The sequence below is a fragment of the Bacillota bacterium genome (assembly GCA_012837285.1).
In the GTDB taxonomy this organism is placed as follows: Bacteria; Bacillota; DTU030; order DUMP01; family DUMP01; genus DUNI01.
In genome coordinates this window covers 1-6,740 of record DURJ01000138.1, presented here as the reverse complement: position 1 = coordinate 6,740, position 6,740 = coordinate 1, and the positions used below count along the sequence as shown (strand labels likewise).

The 6,740-nt window shown below is 55.8% G+C and carries 3 protein-coding genes; 2 read left to right on the top strand and 1 reads right to left on the bottom strand.

The window, feature by feature from the left end; all coding sequences use genetic code 11:
• Positions 1 to 23: 23 nt before the first annotated feature.
• Positions 24 to 353, bottom strand: a complete 330-nt coding sequence (locus tag GX016_08135) for a nucleotidyltransferase domain-containing protein (protein HHT71528.1) — start codon at positions 351 to 353, stop codon at positions 24 to 26.
• A 99-nt stretch (positions 354 to 452) separates the two neighbouring features.
• On the opposite strand from GX016_08135, the gene addB reads away from it, so the two are divergent.
• Together addB and addA are read left to right on the top strand one after the other, a co-directional pair.
• Positions 453 to 3,953 carry a helicase-exonuclease AddAB subunit AddB gene (gene addB / locus GX016_08130; protein HHT71527.1) on the top strand — a complete coding sequence of 1,167 codons (3,501 nt, stop codon included), beginning with the start codon at positions 453 to 455 and terminating at the stop codon, positions 3,951 to 3,953.
• On the top strand, positions 3,946 to 6,740 hold a 2,795-nt coding region (gene addA / locus GX016_08125; GenBank protein HHT71526.1), incomplete at its 3' end, for a helicase-exonuclease AddAB subunit AddA. The genes addB and addA, both read left to right, overlap by 8 nt.

Genomic DNA, 6,740 nt, shown 5'->3' with positions numbered 1-6,740 from the left:
TGCCAGAGCGATAATGTCTTGTTTCATAGGGGAATCGCCTCATTTTGGAGGTTCCGTATAAACAAAGTCCTGCTCCAAATAGGATGGGAGAAGGCATCGCTAGGAACTACCCGCGGCGAAATATAGACATCAAAATCGAGGTTCGTTTCAAAAGCTAAGTCGACAATGTCTGTTCGCACATTAGGGTCGGCGGTTTCCACAATAACAAGCACATCTATGTCTGACCCAGAAGTACCAGTGCCTTTAGCTTTGGAGCCAAACAACTTGACATCCTTAATAGAAGGGCCGACAGAACTTGCCCTTATGCTACGAACAAACTGGTGTACAGCTCGCCTTTCTTTGTCGGTAAGCATGATAACACCTCCCGATGTGCTTTAGCTTTATATTAACATATTTTCTTCCAGTTCTAAAGAAGCGAAAATCGCAAGCCTTCGGCAGGAGTTTTTCCAGTCGTGTCCAAGTATGAATTAAGGATACGAGGGGTGGAGGTGCTGCCGGTGGCCGGTAAGGTGCGTTTTATTTTGGGCCGGGCAGGGACAGGCAAGACTTATACTTGTCTGGAAGAGATTAAGAAGACGCTGGCTTCGGAAGGGGAAGAGGGGCCGGCACTAATTTTACTGGTTCCGGAACAGGCGGCTTTTCAGATGGAACATGAGCTATACACAGGTATGCCCCGGGTGGCCACGGCCCGGGCTCAGGTATTGAGTTTTAGGCGGATGGCACGGCGTGTGCTAGCTCAGACCGGCGGTGCCGCCCGGCCCTGGCTGGGAGAACTGGGCAAACGAATGGTGCTGCGTTCCCTGATTCAGAAACACCGGGACGATCTGGTTTTGTTCGGCCAGAGCGCCAGCACGCCCGGATTTACCGACAGCCTGGCCCATACTTTGGCTGAGCTGAAACTGTATAACATTTCACCGCAAATGCTAACCCAGCGGGCCCAAGAACTGGCTCGATCGGGAAAGGAGACACCTTTGGCCGGTAAGCTCCATGACTTGGCCCTGCTGTACACTGATCTAGAGGAGTACCTGGCTCCGCGTTATACTGACCCGGAAGGATACTTAGCTCTTTTAGCCGCTAAGTTAGGGCAGGCACCGCTGGTTCAAGGAGCCCGAATTTGGGTGGACGGGTTTGCCGGGTTTACGCCGCAAGAGTTTCAAGTGCTTTCGAGTCTAATGAAAACAGCGGCTGAGATCAACATTACCTTGTGTTTAGCTGCCGAGGAATTATCACGGCCCAGGGCGGAAACAGATCTGTTTAACCGTACTCGGGAGACCTATGAACAGTTGCTGGCGTTGGCCCGTGCATGCAGAGCGCAGCTTAAGGCGCCCTTGGTTTTAGATGATCCGCCCCGCTTTCGTGGTTCACCGGAACTAGCCCATCTGGAGCGGTATTTTTTTGACTATCCCACCCGCACCTTCGCCCAACCGGTAAGGGACATCAAAGAAGTGGCCGCTGCCAACCGGCGGGCGGAAGTGGAGGCTGCCGCCCGGGAAATTGTATACTTAGCCCGTGAATGCGGCTGGCGCTGGCGGGATATGGTGTTGGTGGTGCGTGATCTAGAACTGTATCATGATTTGGTAGCAACGGTGTTCACCGATTATGGGATCCCCTGCTTTATCGACCGCAAGCGAACGGTGTTGCACCATCCCCTGGCCCAATTGGTACTGGCCATTTGGGAGATAATGAACAGCCGCTGGTCGTACGATGCCGTCTTTCGCTGGTTAAAAACCGATCTGCTGCCTATTTCCCGCCCGGATGTAGACCGGCTGGAAAACTATGTGCTGGCTTACGGCATCCGCGGACAGACGTGGCAACGTTTAGCCCCGTGGGATTTTCACGAGGGCTCCGGCCGGGAAGAAGAATGGGCCGATATAGATGCTTTGCGTCGGCAGGTGGCAGCTTGGTTGGAACCGGTAACTAAGGCCTGCCAGCAGCCAAATCCCACTGGCACCATTCTGAGTGCTGCTTTGTGGTCTTGCCTGGAACAGCTTAAGGTAGGCGAGAAACTTACCGACTGGGCAGAGAGGGCCACCGCCGCCGGCGACTCAGAACTGGCCCAGGAGCACAGGCAGCTCTGGACTGGTTTCCTGCAACTTCTCGATGAGTTGGTAATTGGGTTAGGGGACACCACCCTCACTCCGGCTGAGTATGCCGAAATCCTAGCCAGCGGTTTAGAGGGATTACGATTGGGATTGGTGCCGCCCAGCTTAGATCAGGTGCTGGTAGGGTCGTTGGAACGCTCCCGGCATCCTAACGCACGGGCGGCGTTTGTGCTGGGAGTAAGTGAGGGGGTGCTACCGGGACGGGCCCGAGAAGATGCCGTCTTTAGCGATCGCGAACGGGAAGACTTGCTGGCGGCCGGGATTGAGCTGGCTCCCACCAGTAGGGTTAACCAGCTGCACGAGCGCTATCTTACCTACATAGCCCTGACTCGAGCCAGTGAGCGCTTATGGGTGAGTTTTCCCTTGGCCGACTCGGAAGGCAAGGGTTTGGCACCGTCCCGGGTGCTCAACCGGCTGCGGGAGCTGTTTCCCAGCATACCGGAAGATTATGTCGGAATGGATCCCAGCGGTGAAGAAGCCGAAGATTTAAAGTTTCTTACGTCACCGGCGCAAGCAGCCCAGCATTTGGTTCCCCGCTTACGGTTGACCCGGGCTGGACAGGCACTGGGCCCGGTTTGGGCGGCAGTACAGCAATATCTACGTTCTCGACCGCAAACCGCTCTTTTGTACCAGCAGGCTACTCACGGCCTTAAGCACAGCAACCAAGTACAACCGTTGACGCCGGCGCTGGCGAGCTCCCTCTATGGCCGAGGAGCTCATACCAGCGTGACCCGGTTGGAGCGATTTGCGGCCTGTCCCTTCCAGCATTTTGCCTATTATGGACTAAACTTGAGAGCACGAGAGGTCTTTGGGGTGGATTTACCCTCCTTGGGCTTGTTTACCCATGCAATCCTTAGCCGTGTGACTCGGCGCTTATTAAAGGATGAGCGGGGCTTCGGTGAACTTGAACCCGACGAAGCAGCCCAACTGGTTCAAGATGAAGTAAAACAGTCGGTACCGGGTTTTGCCGGCGGGGTACTGCAGTCTTCGCCGCGCTATGTTTATTTGACCAGTCGGCTGGAGCGCCTGCTCACCACGGCGGTAGGTGTGCTTAGGGAGCAGGCTAAGCAGGGCCAGTTCAAGCCGTGGGTAACTGAGGCCAGATTTGGCTTTGCTAATGCGGCTCTTCCCGGGCTAAAATTTTGCCTGGCCGACGGAACCCAGCTCACCCTGGCCGGTCAGATCGACCGGATCGATATTGCCCGCTCCGGGGGAAAGACCTATTTTACTGTGGTGGATTACAAGAGCCGGTCCCAGCGCCTGGCTCTCCATGAGGTCTATTATGGATTGTCGCTGCAACTGCTGGTATACTTGCTGGCGGCCGAAACTGGGCTGCAGGAGCTAGGGGTGGAACAAGCTTTGCCGGCCGGTATTTTCTACTTTGGCGTCCAGGAAGGATTTGTGCGTTCGTCCGGGCCACTTGCGCCTGAAGAGGCGGCGGCTGAGCAGTTGAAAAAGTTTCGCCTGGAAGGCCTAGTGCGAGGTGAACCAGAGGTGGTACAGTTGTTGGATGCACAAGGAGGCGGCACAGTAACGGCTCCAATCCTCAAGAAAGACGGTACCCTGAGAAAGAACAGTCCGGCGGTGAGCGAACAGCAGTTCGAACTGCTGCTGAATTTTGCCGCCCAGAAAGTACAAGAGATGGGGCTCAGAGCCTTAAACGGGGAGGTAGGGGTGGCCCCGTATAAATTGGCCGGGAACACGGCTTGTGACTACTGCGATTTCTCGGCTGTCTGCCAGTTCGACCCTATGTTGGCGGACAACAGCTATCGGACCTTGCCTAAACTCACGGCTAAAGAAGCCTGGCAGGCTTTCGAGGCCGCCGGTGAAGGGAGTAATGACCATGAGTAGCCCCAACTGGACCGACGAACAGCAGGCGGCCATCAGTGCGTCGCAGGGCAACCTGTTGGTATCGGCAGCCGCCGGTGCCGGCAAAACCGCTGTGCTGGTAGAACGGGTCATTCGGCAAGTCTTAGAGGGGTCTTCGACAGTCGACATCGATCAGCTTCTTATTGTTACTTTTACCGAAGCGGCGGCCACCGAAATGCGCCAGCGTATCGGCGCTGCTCTGGCTCGGGCTCTAAGTGAAAGACCGGGCGATGAGCGGCTCCAGCGGCAGCTAGCCCTGCTTAACCGAGCCGACATCAGCACCATCCATTCCTTCTGCTTAAAGGTAATCCGGCGCTACTTCTATCTCTTGGACTTAGACCCGGGCTTTAGGGTGACTGACCAGGCGGAGGCGGCTTTGATTCAGCAGGAAGTATTGGATGATCTGTGGGAAGAAAGGTACGCCAGCCCAGGACCCGACGGCGAAGCGTTTACCCACTTGCTTAATTGTTACGGTGCGGCTCGCAGTGACGACAATCTCAAAGAGGTCGTCCTTAAGATCTTCAACTTTAGTCGTAGCCAACCTTGGCCTGAATACTGGCTGGAACAGATAGAACGCTGCTTTTATGTACCGACGGATGCAACTTTGACCGACCTGCCGTGGGGACAACTGTTGCTGGATCATGCTGCCATCACCTTGACAGCGGCTCAGAGCGCATTGCAGGAGGCTGCCTTCTATGCTTGCCTTCCGGACGGCCCGGCCAAGTACTGGCCTACGCTCAAGCAAGAGATCGAAGCTGTGGGTGAGCTGGCGGATATTGCCCGCTCCGGCTCTTGGGCGGAGCTGCAGGCAGCGTTGGAGTATTCTTTTGCCAGTCTAAGTCCGATCCGTAAAGACGACCCGGTGAAGCCTGATTTAAAAGACTATTGTACCAGCGCTCGTGACCAGGCCAAGAAAATCATCAAAAATCTGAAGGAAGACGTCTTTAGCCGGCCGGAGCAAGAGCTGGTGGCCGAACTGGGCCGTGTGGCCCCGATGATGGTCACCTTAGTAGACTTGGTACTGGAGTTGGGCCGCCGGTTTGAAGCGGCCAAGCGAGCTCAGGGTCGGGTTGATTTTGCCGATTTAGAGCATTACGCGCTGCGGATTCTTCGGGCCCCGGAATCTACTCCCGAGCAAGCTTTGCCGTCGGCAGCGGCTCGCCAGCTGGAGGAAGAATATAAAGAGGTGCTGGTGGACGAATATCAGGATATCAATCCGGTGCAGGATGCCATCTTGAACCTGATTTCCCACCAAGACAGGCAGCGCCCCAATCTCTTTATGGTGGGCGATGTTAAACAAAGCATCTATGGGTTTCGGTTGGCCGAGCCGATGTTGTTCTTACATAAGTATTTGAATTACCCGGCCACAGCCGGAGGCCGGCAGCGCCGGCTGTCCCTGACGGCCAATTTTCGCAGCCGCTCTGGAGTGCTGAGTGCGGTGAATTTTCTGTTCCGCCAACTGCTTATCCCGGAGGTGGGCGGACTGGTTTACGATCAGGAAGCGGAGCTCCGTGCCGGAGCTAAGTATGCCCAGCCCCCGGCTGGGGCTGTTTGCGCTGACCAGCAGGTGGAAGTTCACTTAGTAGAACGGCAGGATGCGCCTGCCAGCTTGGAACAAGAGGAGCCAGAGGAGCGAACACCCTCGGTCCCTGGGATGGCTGCCGGTCTGAGTGATCTTACTGCTTTAGAAAAAGAAGCTTTGATTATCGGCCGCCGCATCCAAGCCATGGTCCAGGGAACAGCTCAGCGGCCGGGGCCGGAATTTATCGTCTGGGATAAAGAAAGTAAGTGCTATCGCCCGGTGCAGTATCGTGACATTGTGATTTTGATGCGAACGGTTCAGGGACGAGCCAATACCGTGCTGGAGATTCTGCAGCAGTTGGAAGTCCCGGCCTATGCCGATCTGGGCACTGGCTACTTTGCTGTGCCTGAGGTCCAGGCCATGGTGTCGCTGCTGCAAGTAATCGATAACCCGCGGCAGGATATTCCCTTGGCGGCGGTGCTGCGTTCGCCGTTGGTGGGGCTTACAGCAGCAGAGCTGGCTCAAGTCCGCTTGGCCGGTCCGGATAAAGATTTCTACCTGGCAGTGGAAGCTGCTGCCGGCGGAGCTGCCGCAGACCCGTGCCGACAGAAGCTGAGCCGGTTCCTACAGCAGCTACACGAGTGGCGGACTATTGCTCGCCGTCGCAGCTTAGGCGAACTGATCTGGCAGATCTATCGCGATACCGGGTATCTAACTTATGTGGCGGCTTTGCCGGCTGGTGCCCAGCGCCAGGCCAATTTACGAGCTCTTTATGATCGGGCCTGCCAGTTTGAAAGCTACGGCCGCCCGGGACTGTTTCGGTTTCTGCGTTTTCTGGAGCGGTTTCAGGCCGAAGAAGGAGATTTGGGAACGGCCCGGGCCTTGGGCGAAAACGAGAACGTGGTTCGAATCCTGAGTATCCACAAAAGCAAAGGCCTGGAGTTCCCGGTGGTGTTTGTGGCCGATCTAGGTAAGAAGTTCAACTTTGAGGACTTGCGCGGGGATATTTTACTGCATAAGGATGTAGGTTTAGGGCCGATGGTGGTAGATCTGGATCTTAATATTAAGTATCCCAGCGTGGCTCATCGAGCCGTAAAGCTGGCCGGTACCAAGGACACCCTGGCTGAAGAACTGCGAATACTGTATGTGGCCCTGACCCGAGCCCGGGAGAAACTTGTCTTGGTAGGATCAGCAGTCAATTTAGCCAAGCAGGGCCGGAATTGGAGTAGCGCGGCCCGGCAAAGAGA